Here is a 17,368-nt window from a genome sequence, read left to right on the forward strand (position 1 = left end):
AATCAACCTTTCAACCAATTATATTTTCATTAAATAACAATTAAATCCCCAAAGATTGATATAAGTAAAAGACTTACCATTCCGACAGCTATCGCAGCAATTAAACCAATATATAAAGGTTTCATCCCCAGCCCTTTGAACATTTTAAAGTCTGTTGATAACCCTACACCTGCCATTGCTGTTCCAAGAAAATAAGTCGTTCCAAGCGAACTCCAAAAGTTATAAAAGCTTTCCCAATTTGCTGCCTGAAATATCCCAAAAGCTGCACCAGAGTCATTCAGGGTCACATCCCCCACTGTTCGAATCAAAGAAAGAAATAAAAAACCAATAACAAACAGCGGGATTAGTTTATACCATTTAGGTAATACCTGATTCTCCGCTTTATCGCTTCCTTTAAAAAATAAGAAAGATAGCAAAGGGATAACAGCAATTATAAATAAATTCCTAGTTAACTTGGTTACGGTAGCGACATCGATAACCGTTTCCATATCGTACATCTGACTATAAATAAGTGATGCGCCAGTTACTTGAGCCGTATCATGTATAGCAGTACCAAGCAATAAACCAGCTTTGATTGGACTATCACTAAAAAATACATTTGCTAAATATGGATAAAATAGCATACCAACTAAACCAAAAATGGTTATATTCGCAACAGCATAAGAAATTTCATTGTCTTTTGCTTTGATTACAGGTGATATAGCCATAATTGCAGTTACCCCGCATATTCCTGTTCCGCCGGCTATTAAAGCTCCTAACCGCTTCGATTGATTCATTTTATTTGTAAAATAAAGTGTAATAAACAACCCGCAAGATATACATAGAATAATAAGCGGCAGGCCCCAGGCTCCCAACTTCAATGCCTCTACTAAACTAAGACGTAAACCAAGTAAAATGATTCCTGCTTTCAGTGCATACGTTAATGAAAATTTAACTCCATCCATAAATACCTGATGCAAACCAATAAAGTTACGAATAATTACCCCTATTAAAATCGCAACAAATATCCCAGATATTGGACTGGCACTTCCTGCAGGGAGCAAATCAGCTTTTACCAATAAAATGCCGATTAACTCTGCAAGATATACTCCAATTATCATTACTATAAAACAGATTAGTATTCCAGGAGTTAATATTTTCACTTGATTGAATACATCTTTTATTCTCATGTGATCTTCTCCTAATCCGTACAGACCCAATGATTAAATCATTCAACTTATATAGTTAAAGTTTCTTTGCAGTTCTATCATTAGCTGGTTGTATCGATTCATTTTTTTCTAATACCTGAACATCTACCTCCACTGTATTTGGGTACTTAATTCCGGCACCTGTATTTAGTACAACTACTTTCTCTTCTTCTGTTATCCAGCCATTCTTTCGTAACTGGCGTGCTGCATAAAAAGCTGCGGCTCCTTCTGGACATACAAAGGTTCCTTCTTTTTGTGAGAGCAGCTTTTGTTCTTCTAAAACAGCTTCATCACTAATAGATACTGCACAACCATTTGTTTCATATACTGCATTGAGTACCAAGAAATCACCTAATGCTTTAGGCACGTTAATCCCAAAAGCAATGGTTTCCGATTCATTCCAGAATTCCGATTCTTTTTTCCCTTTCTCCCATGCTTTTACAATCGGCGCACAGCCTTCAGATTGAACAGCTACAAGCCGCGGCATTTTCTCTTCGTCAATCCAGCCAAGTGCTTGTAATTCTTTTAACGCTTTATAAATGCCGATCAATCCAACTCCACCGCCTGTAGGATAAAGTATCACATCAGGTATCTCCCAATTGAACTGTTCTACAATCTCAAGCCCCATTGTCTTCTTACCTTCAATACGATAGGGCTCCTTTAAAGTAGAGACATCGTATAAGCCGTGTTCCTTTACTGCTTCTCCAACAATTTTCCCGGCGTCACTAATCAATCCGTTTACTAAATACAAATTCGCTCCGGAGACAGCGCACTCATTTCTTGTAATTTTAGGTGCATCTATCGGCATGACGATAGTAGAGGAAATCCCCGCTCTTGCGGCAAATAATGACCAGGATGCTCCAGCATTTCCATTCGTGGGCATAGCCAGTTCTTTGACGCCTAATTCTTTTGCTTTAGAAATCCCTACAGCAGCGCCACGCGCTTTAAAAGTCCCCGTAGGAATAATTCCTTCGTCCTTCATATACAAATTTTCGATCTCCATATCATTTCCAATTGCCTGCATTTCAATAAGAGGCGTCATTCCTTCCCCCATGGAAACAACATTTTTTTTATCTTTTACTGGCAGCAATTCATGATAACGCCACAGATTATTTTCTCTTCCGTTCAGGTCTGACTTTTTCCAATCCTTTTTTAATGAATCCAAATCATATTCTACCAGTAACGGCGATCCGCAATCACATAAATTCTGGACTACATCAGCTTCATATTTTTTGGAACACTTCGGACAATATAAATGTGAAACGTAACTATAATTCATCTGCTATTCCACCTTTATTTAAATTTTGTAAATATAACACGCATTTTGAACGGATGAATCATACGCTGCAGAGTGATCGCTTTCCTTTTAAGATATTCGATACTTCCTCCGCTACAAGTAAAGAAGTTCTCAGCTGTGATTCCTCTGTCAGGCCGGCAATATGCGGCGTTAGATGAATAGAATCTATATTTAGTAGTAAAGAATCTGGCTGAACAGGCTCTGTCTCCAAAACATCCAAATACGCTCCTGCTATTTCTTTGAAATCCACAGCTTTGCATAAATCAGCTTCATTTACTATCCCTCCTCGTGCTGTATTAATGATGTATGCGCTTTCCTTCATCTTTGAAAATGCTTCTAGATTGAATATATTCTCCGTTTCCTTCGTCAAAGGGACATGAATGGAAATAAAATCTGACATTGTAATTAAATCTTCAAAAGCGCTCACCCGTTTAACACCTGTTTCTGAAATAATATGCTCATATGGTGTGATAAACGGGTCGTATCCAACTACATTCATTCCAAATGCATTGGCTCTTTTAGCAACTCGATGTGCTATTTCACCCAACCCATATAACCCTAATGTTTTCCCGCTTAATTCAACCCCAGTAAACTTTTTTCGTGCCCAGTTTCCTTCCTGAACATCCAGAGCCGCTACTGAAATATTCCTATAAGCATCCAGCATTGCACTGAGAACATACTCCGAAACAGAAGTTGCATTAGCATGCTTAGCTGCAATTACTGGTATTTTTTTATTACGTGCTGTATTTAAATCAATATTATCCAGGCCTACTCCTAATCGACCTATCACTTTTAAATTGGTGCCTTTATCCAACAGTTCGGAATCTACCTTTGTTTCATTTCGAACAATTAACCCGTCATAATTTGAAATAATCGATAATAGTTTTTCTCTGTCTCTCCCCAGCTCTTTATCATAATCAATGGAATATCCTTCTTGCTCTAACCTCTCGATTCCCTGATCCCAAATTAGTTCTGTTATAAGAATTCTCAAACGAAAACCTCCTTGTCTAAAAAATTAAATAGAGTACTTCTTTCTATCTCTTTATAAACATAAAATTATTTTTTATCAGGAAAAATTACAAACTAATAGACTTTAAATATGGCAGCACAATCTTTATCACCATACCCCTGTTTGCTGGCTTCTTCTAAATAATTTAATGTAATCTGGCTTAATTCCGTTTTATTATTGCTTGCTTTTGCCATTTCTAGCCCTAGACCGACATCTTTCAATGCAAGATTCACTGAAAACATTGGATCATAATTATTATCAAGCACTAATGGTCCTCTTAAATTTAGTTGAGCTGAATCCGCCCCAGTATCATGTAGGAGCTGCTTTAACTGTTCGGGGTCTATACCAGCATCAAATCCCAATTTTAACCCTTCTGACATAACAAGTAAATTGGTCATACCAATCATATTGCTAATTAATTTAAACGCAGTTGATTGTTCTACATCCCCTAAGTAATAGGGTTCACCAATTTGATTTAAAATCTTTTCTAAACGCTTATAAGTAGACTCATCTCCTCCTGCAAAAATTGGAAGTGTTCCTTCATAAGCCTGTTTTGGTCCTTTCCCTAATGGACAAGCAAGAAATTGTACTCCAAATTTATTTGCTTCATTCTTGATTTCCGTTGCTGTTTGCGGATTGATTGTACTTACATCAACGACAACTGAATCTTTTTTCATCTTCTCTAATACTCCGTCTTCAATTAGCATTTTTGTCAAATGGATTGGCAGAGGTAAACTAGTAAATAAAACATCAACACTATCAGTAAGGTCATCCAAAGAGGAAGCCTTAGCTCCGCCGTTTTTTAGAATAGCAGCTACTGCATCTTCATTTATGTCATATAATTTAACGTCATTTCCAGTTAAGATTAAATTTCGCGCTAAGCCCCCACCCATTTTTCCTAATCCAATAAATCCGATTTTCATATATTATTCCTCCATAAATTTATTTTTACATATTTTAATATAGCAAAGTAATTCAGTTTAGAGGAAATTCATATCATTAATGGTTCAGTGACCCAACCATTAATGATGTTTCCATTAAATCATACTCTTTAAAATAAATCAATTATTTTAAATATATATTTTTTTGTTAATTATTTAAAAACTGATTGGTAAATGCAGTGTAATTACTCAATATCTATTGATAAAAATTTATCTTCTAAAAATCCTTCTATCCCCTGACGACCGCCTTCACGACCAGTTCCACTTTCCTTCATACCTCCGAATGGGGCTTGAACTGTTGTAGGTACAGCATCATTAACACCAATTATTCCGTAATCTAATCTTTCACCAACACGCAGTGCTTTTCCGAGATCTCTTGTATAGTAATAAGCAGCAAGACCATAGATAGAATCATTTGCTTTTTGAATTGCTTCCTCTTCCGTATCAAATTCGTAAATGGGGCAGACCGGACCAAAGGTTTCTTCATTTGTAATTACCATCTCATTTGTTACGTGTGTTAATACAGTCGGTTTATAAAATAACGTTCCTTCTTTTTCAAGCTCGCCACCAGTAACAAGAACCGCCCCCTTATCTAACGCATCTTTCACATGATATGTTACCTTTTCATAAGCACTTTCATCAATTAATGGGCCAACTTCCGTAGCTTCCTCTATCCCATCCCCTATGACTAACTGTTCTACTTTTTCTTTTAAGATTTTTTCAAATTTTTCTTTAATGGAACGGTGAACATATAAACGATTTAAGCAAATACAAGTTTGACCAGCGTTTCTGTATTTACTTATGATTACTCCTTCTGCTGCCTTTTCAAGATCTGCATCTTCAAATACAATAAACGGTGCGTGACCGCCAAGTTCCATTGATACGCGCTTCACTTGTTTACTTGCCGCCTCCATCAGTTGTTTTCCGACATCTGTTGAACCAGTAAAAGTAATCTTCTTAATCAACTTATTGTTTGTGAAGGCACCGCCGATACGACTCGATCTTCCCATAACCAAGTTAGCCACTCCTTTTGGAAATTCAGCTTTTTCAATACATTCAAATAGCTTTACTGCACTATTTGGAGTATAACTTGCTGGCTTTAACACTACAGTACACCCTGCAGCTAACGCTGGAGCCAATTTTCTAGTGAGCATTGAAACAGGGAAATTCCAAGGCGTAATTGCAGCAACTGGACCTACAGGTTGTTTTAGCACATGTAGACGTTTATTCGTTGTTGATGCTGGAATAATTTCACCGTATAATCTTCTAGCTTCTTCTGCGTACCATAAAACATATTCAGCAGCTATATTCACTTCACCGCGTGATTCATTAATTGGCTTCCCCATTTCAAGTGTAATAGCCTCTGCAAGGCTCTCTTTTTCTTCTAGCATTATTTGGTAGAGTTTATATAAATACTTGGAACGTTCATTCACACTTTTTGCAGACCAGGTTGCAAACACTTCATTTGCAGCCTCAATTGCTTTATTTGCATCTTGTTCATCGCCATATGCTACTTCATAAATTATTTTTCCTGTTGCCGGGTTTTTCACTTTGTATTTCTCACCTGATATTGCTTCACTCCAAATACCGTTTATAAACATTTTTTTCATACTCACTGTAAATCATCCTCCCATTATTTTTAATTACTTTTAAATATAAAATTGTAAGATTATTCTGTTTTTACAAACTATAATTTACTATGATTTTTTAACACCTAACCAGATATTTATCAGCTTTATTTTACATTTACTTCTTCCATTGCAGCCTTTTCTTGTTCAGAAACATCCATTTTATATGTTTCCTTTGTAAAGAATACAGAGACCACAGTTATGATTCCCATCCCCATAATATAAAGAACTATATATAATGGATTTCCATCGTTCAATAGCAATAACGATGTTGCAACAAGTGGGGTGACTCCAGCTACAATCCCAGCTAGCTGGTAGACAAACGAAAGTCCGCTATATCTAACTCGTGTACCAAACATTTCAGTAAAAAATACAGATTGAATACTGAACATAGGAGTCGTTCCTAAAGCATATCCTAAAGCAATTGCTATATAAACTACAAAAACAATTCCTGTATCCAACAAAGCAAAGAAAGGGAATGCAAATACAGTAAACCAAATAGCTCCTATCAAATAAACTTTCTTTCTTCCAATTCGATCGGATAGTTTTCCCAAAATTGGAGAAACCAACATAGCTACTGCGGAAGATATGGATACACCTATAAGAGCTATACTATTTGGTAACCCAACCTGTGTAGTGACATATGTTATGACAAATACATTGAATATATTAAAACTTATACCTTCAGCCATCCTAGCTCCTATAGCTATCCACACACTTTTAGAGTAGGTTCTAAAAAGTTCAAGTAAAGGAAATTTTTCTTCTGCACCACTTTCTTTAACTTCTTTAAATGCTGGTGTCTCCTCTATACTAAATCGAATAAATAGTCCTACCAGTGTAAGTGCAATACTGATTAAGAATGGAATTCTCCAGCCAATTGATAAAAAGAAGCTCTCTGGCATACTAGCCATGATTGCAAATATACCTGTGGCAGCAAGTGATCCTAAAGGTGTTGCTGATTGTAAAAAACCACCCCAAAAGCCACGAGTTTTTCTTGGGGCATATTCAATTAATAATAGTGCAGCACCGCCATATTCCCCGCCCAAAGCAAAACCTTGTACCATACGAAGTGATATTAGCAAGATTGGAGCCCATATACCGATAGTTGCATAAGTTGGAAGAAGGCCTATTAAAAATGTTGCTCCCCCCATTAATATCATCGTAATCGCAAGAATTTTTTTTCGCCCTATTTTATCTCCAAAATGTCCAAAGACTATTCCACCAATGGGTCTGATTAAATAACCACTAGCTAACGAACCGAATGCCGCTATCGTTCCAACAACCGGATCAAAACTTGGAAAAAAAAGTTGGTTAAAAACGATTGCAGAGGCTGTACCATAAAGAAAGAAGTCATACCATTCAAGAAAAGCACCTAAGAAACTTGCACTTGCAACTTTTTTCATAGAATTATTTTTCATAGTTTTACCCCTTATATTTTTTTGAAATTGCTTCAAACAGAGAAATTGCAATCAACTATATAAGTTACTAATTATTCATAGAATATTTTTTAGCCCGCTTCTTTGTTACTTTTTTCATCCCAACAAATTTAAAAATAATACATATGCTTCATTCGGCTTCTTATTACTTTAAAATGTAACAAAGTATTTTGATTTTATAATTTGTATAAAGCTTATATACTCTTTCCAGCAGTACTTCTCTTAAAAAGCTTTGGTTCAAGAACAATTTGAATATTATTTTGGTTTTCTCTTGTTGGATTTTCAATCATCTCAAATAACTTTTCTGCAGCAATTCGACCGATATTATATTTTTCTTTGTGTGATACTGTAGTTAATTGAATTGCTTGGTGAGCTGTAATTTTATTATTATCAAAACCAGTAAGACTAATATCTTCAGGTATTCGTAGTCCTTTTGAAATCAGGTAATTCATAACAATCATAGCCATATGATCCGTAGTACAGATTATTGATGTAGGTGGAGTTTTCATATTTAATAACTCTTCTATCGTCAGTTCTAAATCCTCCTCAGTACCCTCAATAATTCTTATATATTTATCATTATTCAAATTGTATTTTCTCATCGCTTTATCAAAGCCTAATTTTCTTTCATACAAAGTTGAGATATTACTAAATTCATTCGATATATAAGCTATTCTTGTATGACCAAGTTTAATGAGGTGTTCTGCATTAAGGAATGATGCCTTTTTATTGTCCAAGACTACATAATTCCCCCCTTTAGTCGGTCTTCGGTTAAAAAAGATATATGGTATTCCTGACTTTTCTAACTCCTCTAAAAGAGAATCCTCTAAAAATATTGAAGATAAAAGTATTCCTGAAACATTACTTCCTTTAATAGAATCTAAAATATTTACAGGTTGATTTTCTTCTGCAAAAAATACAATTACTCTGTATCCCAATTCATTTGTTTTATTAACAATAGATTCCGTAGTCTCTACATAGAAATCATTATTTATTGCTCCTGAAATTAAAGCAATTGTCCGGTTTTCATTTGTAACAAGACTTCTTGCAATTAAATTCGGATAATATCCTAATTCTTTAATCGCAGCATAAACTTTCTTCTTTGTTTTTTCAGTTACTTTAGGCGAATTATTTAATACTCTTGATACAGTTGCTTGTGAAACACCAGCAAATTTTGCAACATCTAATGAAGAAACCATTTCTATTCGTGCCCTCCTATTAATCAAATAATGTATACGTATACATTAATTATAATTTGTTATCTCTTCAAAATGTATACGTATACATTTTGAAGAGATAACAATAGGTCAAATTAGTAATTTAAATACACATTATTAGAAAGCGCTTACAATGTCAAGAAAAAATTTCCCCTTTTATAGTACTTCTTAAAATAACTTTACATAAATCACAAACATTATTTGCTTAATTCTATTTTATTATTTACAATGCTCTTGAAAAGCTTCCATTCATAATTGTTTCTTAGATGCAATTACTTCTATCTCTACTAAAACCTCCTTTGGCAACTGTTTCACAGCAACACAGGAGCGTGCAGGTTTAGAAACAAAATATTCTCCATAAACTTCATTAAATTCTGCAAAGTCGTCCATACTTGCTAAAAAACACGTAGTCTTAACAACATCTTTAAAAGATAATCCTGCAGCTTCAAGTACACCATTAATATTTTTTATAACTTGTTCCGTCTGTTTTTTTATGCTAGTTCCTACAACATGACCGTCAGAGGGACTTAAAGGAATTTGACCTGACATATAAATTATTCCATTCAATTCTTTTGCTTGAGAATAAGGTCCAATTGCTTCCGGTGCTTCATTTGTACGAATCGTTTCCATGAGCTTAACCACCTTTTATTTATTTTAATTATTCTCTGAATAATTAATATTTCGTCTTTTCAGTTGATAATAAATAAAATATAGTTGATGCATTTCATAATATCAGTGAAATATATTTTAGTCAATACATTTTTTTAACGTTTAATTTATGCAAAATTTAAACCCATCTAGGTTAGCAGTGGGTTTAAAGAAAAATATAAAATAAAAGTTCATACTATTATTTAGTTGTCTCCTTATATTGTAAAATTTTTTAGTCAGCTAATTAATTGATCTTAAATGCATATAAACTGTATTTTTTGAGATGCCTAATATCTCAGCAATTTTTACCACAGCATCTTTAAATTGAAAAACACCTTGTTTATACAGTTTTGATACGATAATTTTGTTTTTTAATAAGTGAGGTACACTTTCATCCATTTCAACTTCTTTTTGAATCTGACTTACGGCTTGAAAAATTAACTCGTCGACATTATCAACAAAGCTCTCTTTAGCGTATGTATTCCCTACATTATGCTCCTTAGAATTACTCAAATTTGAAATTATATCTGATAATGGTGTATTTAAATAAAAATTAATACATAACAGACCAATATTTTTATTATCCTCTCCTTTTATTACAATGGTTATTGCTTTTAAAGGTTCTCCTTTTTTATTAGTTGTATTATAGGAAATATGTCCACTGTCTTCCTCTTGTTCCAGTTCTGTAAGCATAGATAATGCTAAATCCGTTACCGGAGCGCCTACTTTCCTGCCCGTATGATGTCCATTTATTATTTGAACGACAGACTCATTTAAATTTTCTAAGCTATGAAGGACAAATTCATAACCGCTCCCTAAATAATCAGCTAAACCTTCAATCATAGTTTTATATGATTTTAGAATAAGTCTATCATTTTCTGTAAAAGTAACTTTATTTTTCTCCATCATTACCACCCAATACCAAATTCTGAATATTTTATATCATCACATTAAATTTAACAATTCGTAAAATCGATGACGTTCCAACTTCTATGCTTCCTGAATTTAATACAATTTCTCAGAAATATTGTTTACAATAGAGTAACTGTTCAAGTTAGGATATAAAATCGGCACAAATAATAACATATGTGCCGCGATTATGTTTTCTTTTTTTCTCTAACTGACTTATCAATACTTTCAATATGATGTCTCATTGCCTTTTTTGCACCATCTACATCGCGATTTTTTATAGCTTCTACGATAACGCTATGCTCTTGAACAGATTGTTCAGCTCTTTTAGGGATTTGCATTGATTGCGTTCGGGCTTTTGCTAATAAATCGATTAAGTGATGCATGATACGGTTAGCAACCTCATTTTTAGACATTTCAGCTAAACAGAGATGAAAACGGAGATCATAATTTGCTACATCTGCTGAATTGCTATCAGCTTTTACAGCCGCGACTGCATCATTGACAATAGAATCCAATGCAGCAATTTGTTCATCTGTACCATTTAAAACCGCCCATTCAACAACCGCTTCCTCCAGCACCAGTCTTACTGCATAGAGATCATTAATTTGATCACCCGACACAAAAAACGCATCGGTCATTTTTCTTATCTGCTCTGCTTCCGAAGCGATAAAGACTCCTCTGCCATGCTCTGCCTTTAAATAACCATATGCCTCTAAAATTTTATATGCTTCCCTGACTGTATTACGGCTCACATCAAGTGAAATTGCCATATCACGTTCACTTGGAATTTTATCTCCCTCTGGATAAACTCCTAACCGAATTTGTTCTTTAATATAATCAGCAACTTTTTCTGATATACCTTTCTTTTCTTTAAATGATGGTTTCATTTGCTCACATCCCTTCTACACAAGATACAGCAAGCATCCGAGTCTCCTTTAACTATTATATCTGTCAGACTAATGACCCAGCAAATATAAACTAATTAAAACAGAGTAACGAAAACACGTCAATAAATTTCTAAATTAATTTTATAGATTTAATTTTCATATTAATTTGAATTATGATTGACTTTTTATTCTCTATTATGATTTAATGATACTTACATTGGTTGGGTCATTTAACCGAAATATTGTAATCGCTTACAAGGAGGGGTTAGGTGAATAAACATTGGTTGATTATTTTATTTATAATGGTGCCTTTTATCTGCATTAGTGCCTGTAATAGTCCGAACGAGGATGAAGATGCCGAGGATACTTTTCCAAACCGCATGCTTACTTACAGTATTCCATTTATGCCTGGAGGACAATCTGATGTAGACGCTAGACGGCAGCTTCCCTATTTAGAAAATAGTTTGAATGAAAGCGTTGCGATTATGTACAAAGACGGTGCTGGAGGTGCTATTGGCTGGACAGAGCTTGTGAATCAGCCTCCAGACGGACATTTTTTCGCAGGTATTAATATACCACATATCATTTTACAGCCCTTAACAAATGACGATACTGGATATGAAACTGATGAAATTGAACCTGTTGTATTATTTCAGCGAACGCCCATTGGAATAGCGGTCAGCAAGGACAGTGGCATTGAAACAATGGAACAATTTATTGAACAGGCGCAAAATGAGTCTGTAACTGTCTCTGTGACTGGTTCATACTCCGGTTCGCACTTACTAGCGTTAGAACTAGAATCGAAAGCCAATGTGGATCTTATCTCGGTTCCATCTCTTGGTTCATCCGAAACTATTCAAAGCGTTTTAAGCGGAACAACCACTGCTGTTCTTGCCAATTCACCCGATTTACTTAGTTATCAAGATGACTTCAACATTTTGGCTATTGGTTCAGAAGAACGATTTGAACCTTTGCCTGATGTGCCTACATTTCAAGAATTAGGGTTAGATATTACAGCCAGCATTGAACGAGGTGTAGCTGTGCCCCCCGGTACGAGTCGCGAAGAAATTGAACGATTAGAAACCGCATTTCTTGAAATACTTTCCGATCCCGAAATCCAAGAAGAAATGATTCGCGAAGGGTTTGAACCACTGGAAATGGGTGCGGATGAAAGCCAGGCTTTTATTGATCAAAAACGGGTAGAACTAGAAGAAACTTTAAAAATGATGGGGGAACTCCCTTAGAGAGGAGCGAATCTTTATGGATATCATATCAGAAGTTCTTGCTGCACTATTTGCGCCAATGACTTTTTTTTATCTAATGATTGGCGTACTTGGCGGGATAATTATCGGGTCACTTCCAGGATTAACTGCTACCATGGCTCTAGCAGTTATGCTGCCATTTACGTTTTCCATGGCACCAGATGTTGCTCTCGTCACCCTTGGCGGGATTTATGTCGGTGCTATATTCGGAGGCTGTATTGCCGCCATTTTAATCAATACGCCGGGAACACCGTCCTCCATTGCAACAGCCTTTGACGGCTATCCGATGGCTCAAAAAGGGAAGGCGGAACAAGCACTTATCACTGCTTCTATCGGTTCAGGGATTGGCGGGGTCTTTGGCGGTATAGCTCTCTTATTTTTAAGTCCGTTGTTAGCACATGTTGCCCTGCAATTTGGACCTTCTGAGTTTTTCTGGATTGCTGTACTTGGTCTCACCCTTGTAGCTACTCTATCTCAGGGTTCGCTGTTAAAAGGGGCTCTTGGCGCAAGTTTTGGACTGCTGCTTAGTACAGTTGGCATCTCTATCCTTGGAGGCTCCTCGCGTTTTACATTTGGCTCTTCCTCATTACAAGGTGGTTTAGAAATTATTGTACTGCTTATTGCTTTTTTCTGTATCCCTCAAGTCATGCGCATGATTAAAGGAATGGATTCTGAAAAAGAAGAAATGAGTAAAATTAAAAGTGAAAAAGCTCATATTTTTACAGTTTTTAAATCAATGATAATGCGGCCTATACTATTACTGCGCTCTGCACTTATCGGTATTACTGTCGGATTGATACCAGGCGCCGGCGGAAATGTTGCTAGTTTATTATCCTATGACGCTGCAGTTCGTTTTTCTAAACAAAATAAACTATTTGGAAAAGGGGACGAACGAGGGGTAGCTGCTTCTGAAACTGCAAACAATGCTGAAGTAGGCGGCTCACTTGTTCCACTGCTATCTCTGGGTATTCCTGGGGGCCCTCCCTCTGCTGTTCTTATTGGCGCACTGCTTATTCAAGGAATACAGCCAGGGCCAAATTTATTTACCTCTAACGCTACACTTATCTACACCTTTATTGGCGGATTTATTATTGCAAATATTCTAATGCTCATCTTTGCTATTTTCGGATCAAAGTATATTGGAAAAATCATTCAAATCCCTATTTATTATTTAGTACCTACAATTGTATTTTTAACCATGATTGGCGCTTTTGCCATTCGTAATAATTTCATGGATATTATCGTTTTGGCTCTTTTTGGTTTAGCTGCCTATATGATGTCAGAACGTGGTTTTTCTCCAGCTCCTATTGTACTCGGTATTATACTGGGTCCAATTGCTGAAAAAGGAATTATACAAGCTTATCTAATAAGCGAAGGGTTTCCTGGACTATTATCATTGTTTTTCTCCAGACCATTAACCGTCGGTATCATGACGCTCTGTTTTCTTTCATTATTCAGTCCTTTGATAACGAAGTTAGTTACGAAACGCAGTACTAATGCGTAGACAAAAACTAGTATTTAGTAAAGTGGGTGTTATTTTATGAAAATATCCAAAGATCTGGCTACCCCGATTACGTTTATATTGTTGAGTATTATTTGCTTAACGACCGTATCGTCTATGAACAGACTAAGTATCGGCTTCCCACTCTTTATTTTAATTACGATGTTAATTTTATCTATTATTCTGCTGATACAAACAATTGCTGGTAAGTCAAAACAAAAGGATTCCGAGGGAATTATTTTTACAACTCGGACAGTTGTTACTGCAATTGCGCTTATTCTGTATGTCGTCCTTATTTGGCTCATCGGCTTTTTTATCAGCAGCCTTCTATATCTTGGTTTCATGACTTGGTATTTGCAAAAGAGTGAGACGAAAGCATCGATTCGTCTGCTCAAATCAATTAGCGGTGCAGTCATAACAACTACTGTATTTTATGTTATTTTCCGCTATGGCTTACTCGTCTATCTTCCATCTGGAATGTTATTCTAATGAAGTTCCATTCTCTGAACGCAATTAGCTTACATTAACGCAACTTTCATTTAGATTGTTCATTCCCCTATTAATTGCAGCAGTACTGCAGCCAGTTACAAAGCAATAAATAAAAGGCTGGTCAACTATCTGACCAGCCTTCACCCTTTTCAAATCCGCTGCTTATGCATCTCTTTCCCGTCATACGTATACAGTGTTTCTTTTCCTTCAATGATTGTTTCTAAATGAACGGCTCTCCCCCATAATTGATAGACATATGGTAAAACATGCTCCAAATATTTAATATCCAGCTCAATACCTTCAAATCCATGGCGCAGATAAAGCTCTCCATTACGAAGATAGTCTCCGTTTTCTACCGTAATATATGGAAAACCGCCGTTTACACGCTGGGAAACAAGCTGATCGCGTACTTCTACATAATCCTTTTCTGTAATCCGATAATCTCTCCCTTTTTTTTCAAAAAGATACATATCCTCTTTTGCGACCAATTCCTTCGTTAAATAGTTGCGGATAAAGGAAATATCAGATTCCATCTCCCTTACTTCAAAGATTTTATCTCTTCCTTTATTCGGTTCACATCCATTTCTTATCATTTCTTCCGTTGGGTTATTATAACGCTCCTCAATATCTTCAAAGATTTTTATTCCTAAATAATATGGATTAATGGATGTCCGGGACGGCTGCACGACGCCGGCATTCAATTTTGCATATTCTAACGTTTCCGAGGAGGTTAAATCTAATTCCCGCATAATGCGCTGATGCCAATAGGATGCCCAGCCTTCATTCATTACCTTCGTCTCTAACTGTGGCCAGAAATAAAGCATTTCCTCGCGCATCATCGTTAATACATCACGCTGCCAATCCTCCAGCTCCCTGCTGTATTCTTCAATAAATAATAATAAGTCCTTTTCCGGAGAGGGGGGAATTTTCTTTTGTCTTTTTACCTTTTTCGTCTGTGAGCTTTTGCCGCGCTGATCTAAACTCCACAAATCATCGTACTCACCGCGTTTTTTATGAGTGTCCTCCTCCATTGTATTATCCGCTGCTTTGGGTGGCAGTTTAAACCGGACAATCGAAGGATCAATATGCTCCTGAATCGATAAAATTGCATCTAAAAAGCTCTCCACCTCTTCTTTGCCATGAACCATTTCATAATGGGCGATACGCTCCGCTGTTGCTGTCATACTCTCCACCATATCCTTACGCGTATTCGCAAACCGGACATTATTTTTAAAGAAATCACAATGCGCCAGGACGTGGGCAATAATCAGCTTATTTTGAATCAGGCTGTTCGTATTTAATAAAAAGGCATAACAAGGATCCGAATTGATTACCAGCTCATAAATTTGGCTCAGGCCTAAATCATATTGCAGCTTCATCTTATGAAATTGCTTACCAAAGCTCCAATGGGTAAAACGTGTCGGCATCCCATACGCGCCAAATGTATAAATAATATCCGCCGGACAAACCTCATAGCGCATCGGATAAAAATCCAGACCAAACCCTTTGGCTACCTCCGTAATTTCTTCGATAGCTTTTGTTAACTCTTTTGTTTCGCTCAAGTAGATTCCTCCCTTTATTCAGCTACTACTAGTCTATGTCCTCTGAATGAAATCTTGCCATTCCTATAAAACAGCTCAAAGATTAGTATATTTCTTTGAGCTGTTCGTTTTATTTTTTATACACGTTCTGCTGCCTTTTGAAAAAAGCTTTTCATCGCATGATAGACATCCGCTTTTTCTTTTAATACATAGTGCTTAAACTTCGGATGGTCAATCGTTTTATAAGCATTCATCAACGTAGAATAGCGGTTATAGCCATTGACTTCTCCGTAACCAAACATATTCGATTTCTCCATCAGCTGATGGACTAACTCAATGCATGTCTTGTTATCCGAGCTAATATTCTCTCCGTCTGAAAAATGAAAAGGATAAATATTATAGCGGGACGGGGGATATTTTTCTTCAATGACCTCCAGGGCTTTATAATAAGCGGATGAACAAATCGTTCCGCCGCTCTCTCCTTTTGAGAAAAAGGCCTCTTCTGTCACCACTTTTGCTTCAGTATGGTGTGCTATAAATTCAAATTCAACACTTTCATATTTTGTTTTCAAAAACCGGTTCATCCAGAAAAAGAAACTGCGGGCAATATACTTCTCAAATGCGCCCATCGAAGCACTTGTATCCATCATCGCCAGGACAACCGCTTTGGAATCGTGCCGGATGACTTCATTCCAGGTTTTGAAACGGAGATCATCGTTATAAATGGGCGTAATTTGTGCCTTTCCTTCCCGGGCATTCCGTTTTAATGCGGTTAATATCGTTCGTTTCTTATCTACATTTCCCATTAATCCTTTTTTGCGTACATCATTAAATTCGACTTTTTCCGTAATAATCTCTGATTTTTCTTTTTCCTGCAGATTAGGAAGCTCTAATTCTCGGAATAATGCGTCTTCTATCTCTGCAATGGATACTTCCGACTCATAATAATCCTGTCCCGGCTTATCCCCGGCTTTCTTGCCATTCCCTGCTCCTGCCTGCTGCCCGTCTCCAGGCGCGCGTGCGACGACATCTCCAACCTCTGAATCTCCATTTCCTTGCCCTACATGCTTTGATTTTTCATAGTTATATCTGATTTTATATTCATCCAGCGAACGAATCGGGATTTTCACTACATCCTTGCCATTGGACATAATGATGTTTTCTTCACTGACCAGGTCAGGCAGGTTTTTCTTGATGGCATCTTTTATTTTCTCATTATGGCGCTGCTGATCCTGATAACCCTTTCGATGGAGAGACCAGTTTTCTTGGGAGACGACGAAATTATGCTCTTGCTCATTGGACACTCGAATCCTCTCCTTATATTTGAATTGTTTCCAATCATCAGTTTACGGTACAAACAGTTTTAGAAACATGCTTTATCTATTGTATGCAAGAGGGGATAAGTTATTGCAG

The 17,368-nt window shown here is 36.4% G+C and carries 15 protein-coding genes; 3 read left to right on the forward strand and 12 right to left on the reverse strand.

The genetic code is table 11. From position 1 onward, the window contains the following. Positions 1-29: 29 nt before the first annotated feature. The 10 genes from MKX55_RS18780 to MKX55_RS18825 all read right to left on the reverse strand — a co-directional run bounded on the left by MKX55_RS18780 (position 30) and on the right by MKX55_RS18825 (position 11,162). A complete protein-coding gene (locus MKX55_RS18780) occupies positions 30-1,169 on the reverse strand; it encodes a putative sulfate exporter family transporter (protein ID WP_339179657.1) in 1,140 nt (379 codons plus the stop codon). Positions 1,170-1,224: 55 nt separating this feature from the next. After that, positions 1,225-2,466 carry a threonine synthase gene (locus tag MKX55_RS18785; protein ID WP_339234107.1) on the reverse strand — a complete coding sequence of 414 codons (1,242 nt, stop codon included), beginning with the start codon at positions 2,464-2,466 and terminating at the stop codon, positions 1,225-1,227. Between the two features lie 58 nt (positions 2,467-2,524). Then, entirely contained in the window at positions 2,525-3,475 is a 951-nt protein-coding gene (locus MKX55_RS18790) for a hydroxyacid dehydrogenase (protein WP_339179662.1), read from the reverse strand. Between the two features lie 92 nt (positions 3,476-3,567). Next, positions 3,568-4,416: an NAD(P)-dependent oxidoreductase gene (locus tag MKX55_RS18795; protein ID WP_339234110.1), complete on the reverse strand. Its 849-nt coding sequence runs from the start codon at positions 4,414-4,416 to the stop codon at positions 3,568-3,570. Between the two features lie 203 nt (positions 4,417-4,619). Continuing rightward, positions 4,620-6,044, reverse strand: coding sequence for an NAD-dependent succinate-semialdehyde dehydrogenase (locus MKX55_RS18800; RefSeq protein WP_339238579.1), 1,425 nt, complete (start codon positions 6,042-6,044; stop codon positions 4,620-4,622). 125 nt (positions 6,045-6,169) lie between these two features. Next, on the reverse strand, positions 6,170-7,480 hold the full coding sequence (locus MKX55_RS18805) for an MFS transporter (protein WP_339234112.1): 1,311 nt from the start codon (positions 7,478-7,480) through the stop codon (positions 6,170-6,172). Between the two features lie 212 nt (positions 7,481-7,692). Further along, positions 7,693-8,697: a LacI family DNA-binding transcriptional regulator gene (locus MKX55_RS18810; protein WP_339179669.1), complete on the reverse strand. Its 1,005-nt coding sequence runs from the start codon at positions 8,695-8,697 to the stop codon at positions 7,693-7,695. A gap of 267 nt (positions 8,698-8,964) precedes the next feature. Next, a complete protein-coding gene (locus MKX55_RS18815; protein ID WP_339179671.1) occupies positions 8,965-9,345 on the reverse strand; it encodes a RidA family protein in 381 nt (126 codons plus the stop codon). A 258-nt stretch (positions 9,346-9,603) separates the two neighbouring features. Beyond that, positions 9,604-10,272, reverse strand: a complete 669-nt coding sequence (locus MKX55_RS18820) for a PAS domain-containing protein (protein WP_339179674.1) — start codon at positions 10,270-10,272, stop codon at positions 9,604-9,606. 188 nt (positions 10,273-10,460) lie between these two features. Next, complete coding sequence (locus MKX55_RS18825; RefSeq protein WP_339234114.1) at positions 10,461-11,162, reverse strand: FadR/GntR family transcriptional regulator; 702 nt, start codon at positions 11,160-11,162, stop codon at positions 10,461-10,463. Positions 11,163-11,431: 269 nt separating this feature from the next. Between MKX55_RS18825 and MKX55_RS18830 the strand changes: the two genes are divergently transcribed. The 3 genes from MKX55_RS18830 to MKX55_RS18840 are packed head-to-tail and all read left to right on the forward strand — an operon-like array spanning position 11,432 to position 14,414. Beyond that, positions 11,432-12,406: a tripartite tricarboxylate transporter substrate binding protein gene (locus MKX55_RS18830; protein WP_339234116.1), complete on the forward strand. Its 975-nt coding sequence runs from the start codon at positions 11,432-11,434 to the stop codon at positions 12,404-12,406. A gap of 16 nt (positions 12,407-12,422) precedes the next feature. After that, a complete protein-coding gene (locus tag MKX55_RS18835) occupies positions 12,423-13,928 on the forward strand; it encodes a tripartite tricarboxylate transporter permease (RefSeq protein WP_339234118.1) in 1,506 nt (501 codons plus the stop codon). 36 nt (positions 13,929-13,964) lie between these two features. Beyond that, entirely contained in the window at positions 13,965-14,414 is a 450-nt protein-coding gene (locus MKX55_RS18840; protein ID WP_339234120.1) for a tripartite tricarboxylate transporter TctB family protein, read from the forward strand. Positions 14,415-14,563: 149 nt separating this feature from the next. Here the strand turns inward: MKX55_RS18840 and MKX55_RS18845 are convergent, their stop codons facing one another. Beyond that, positions 14,564-15,982, reverse strand: a complete 1,419-nt coding sequence (locus tag MKX55_RS18845; protein WP_339185318.1) for a SpoVR family protein — start codon at positions 15,980-15,982, stop codon at positions 14,564-14,566. Between the two features lie 110 nt (positions 15,983-16,092). After that, entirely contained in the window at positions 16,093-17,259 is a 1,167-nt protein-coding gene (yhbH, locus tag MKX55_RS18850) for a sporulation protein YhbH (RefSeq protein WP_339179685.1), read from the reverse strand. Positions 17,260-17,368: the final 109 nt, after the last annotated feature.

The organism is Oceanobacillus sp. FSL W7-1281, from assembly GCF_037969835.1.
Classification (GTDB): domain Bacteria; phylum Bacillota; class Bacilli; order Bacillales; family Amphibacillaceae; genus Oceanobacillus; species Oceanobacillus oncorhynchi.

Coding starts and splice junctions, on each gene's coding strand:
- MKX55_RS18795 (WP_339234110.1), bottom strand. CDS start 4,416: ATGAAAATCGGATTTATTGGATTAGGAAAAATGGGTGGGGGCTTAGCG.
- MKX55_RS18820 (WP_339179674.1), bottom strand. CDS start 10,272: ATGATGGAGAAAAATAAAGTTACTTTTACAGAAAATGATAGACTTATT.
- MKX55_RS18815 (WP_339179671.1), bottom strand. CDS start 9,345: ATGGAAACGATTCGTACAAATGAAGCACCGGAAGCAATTGGACCTTAT.
- MKX55_RS18780 (WP_339179657.1), bottom strand. CDS start 1,169: ATGAGAATAAAAGATGTATTCAATCAAGTGAAAATATTAACTCCTGGA.
- MKX55_RS18800 (WP_339238579.1), bottom strand. CDS start 6,044: ATGAAAAAAATGTTTATAAACGGTATTTGGAGTGAAGCAATATCAGGT.
- MKX55_RS18835 (WP_339234118.1), top strand. CDS start 12,423: ATGGATATCATATCAGAAGTTCTTGCTGCACTATTTGCGCCAATGACT.
- MKX55_RS18825 (WP_339234114.1), bottom strand. CDS start 11,162: ATGAAACCATCATTTAAAGAAAAGAAAGGTATATCAGAAAAAGTTGCT.
- MKX55_RS18805 (WP_339234112.1), bottom strand. CDS start 7,480: ATGAAAAATAATTCTATGAAAAAAGTTGCAAGTGCAAGTTTCTTAGGT.
- MKX55_RS18840 (WP_339234120.1), top strand. CDS start 13,965: ATGAAAATATCCAAAGATCTGGCTACCCCGATTACGTTTATATTGTTG.
- MKX55_RS18810 (WP_339179669.1), bottom strand. CDS start 8,697: ATGGTTTCTTCATTAGATGTTGCAAAATTTGCTGGTGTTTCACAAGCA.
- MKX55_RS18785 (WP_339234107.1), bottom strand. CDS start 2,466: ATGAATTATAGTTACGTTTCACATTTATATTGTCCGAAGTGTTCCAAA.